Source organism: Ensifer sp. ENS07 (assembly GCF_014852185.1).
GTDB lineage: Bacteria > Pseudomonadota > Alphaproteobacteria > Rhizobiales > Rhizobiaceae > Ensifer > Ensifer adhaerens.
The window spans coordinates 1-1,141 of sequence record NZ_JACVBE010000052.1 but is presented as its reverse complement, the minus strand read 5'-3'; the positions used below and the strand labels follow the sequence as shown (position 1 = coordinate 1,141).

1 protein-coding gene is annotated in these 1,141 nt (G+C 61.3%); it reads right to left on the bottom strand.

What is annotated here, in order from left to right; translation table 11 throughout:
* The coding region (locus IB277_RS37555; protein ID WP_192373402.1) for a TrkA C-terminal domain-containing protein at positions 1 to 1,141 on the bottom strand (1,141 nt) is incomplete at both ends.

Here is a 1,141-nt window from a genome sequence, read left to right as displayed (position 1 = left end):
TCGGCCGGTCGGCCACACCCAGTGCTTTGGCGGCAGCCGCGGTGTCCTGCGTTCGCCCGACGATCGTCAGGATATCGCCGCGGTGGACTTGCGTGTTCGGAAGGATCGGAATTTCCGTCGCCGTAGCGCCACGGGCGATCCGGCGCAGGAACACGCCACGGGACGTTGGCCATTGTGCCAGTTCCGCCAGCGTCTTGCCGTTCGCCTCCTTGGTCGTGACAAGAACATCGACCCCTTCGACGGGCACGGCCAGCAACTCGCGGTCGTCGACTTCCTCTGCCGCTTGCCCGATCACGCTTACCAGCACTTCGCGCCGCCCGGCCACGGCAACGACGTCGCCTGCCTGGATCACCGTGTCTGCCGTAGCATCCTCGATCTTTCCCCCGCGACGAATACGTTCAATGAAAATCCGCTGCTCAGGGATCATCGATTCGGCTTCACGTGCCGTCTTGCCGACGACCGGCCCGCCCTCGCGGACGCGATAGGCGCGCAACTCGTAGTGGTGCCAAGCGGTTCCAGCGCCCCCCGCTTCCTTCTTGCCACCCTGCTCGGCCTCGTAGCGTTTGCATTCCGCCTCCAAGTCGATACCCATGAGCGCAGGACCGATCAACGCCAGCACGATGGCCGATCCGATCGTTCCGAAAATATAGGTGACGGCATAGGCGACCGGCATGGCGTCCAGAAGACGTTTGGTTTCTTCCGGCGCCAAACCAAGGCGATTGATGGCATCCGTTCCCAATCCCATCGACGCCGAGATGGTCTGCGAGCCTGCATATAGCCCCAGCGCGGAACCCACATCATAACCGGCTATCTTGGCAGCGATATATGGCGCTCCCAGGCAAAAGACACACACAACCGCCGCGAACAACGCTTGCGGGAGGCCATCCTTCGCGATGCCCCGAACGAATTGCGGCCCGACGCCGTAGCCGATCGCAAACAGGAACATCAGAAAGAACGTGGCCTTGAGCGGCGGCGAAATGGTGATCCCGAGTTGACCGATGATGACGGCAGCGATCAGCGTCGCAGTCACCGCACCGAGGCCAAGGCCTTTGTAGGTGAATGAACCGAAGTAGTATCCCAGCGCCAATGAGAGAAAGATTGCAATTTCAGGATATGTGCGAAGCGTGCTTACGAACCAGTC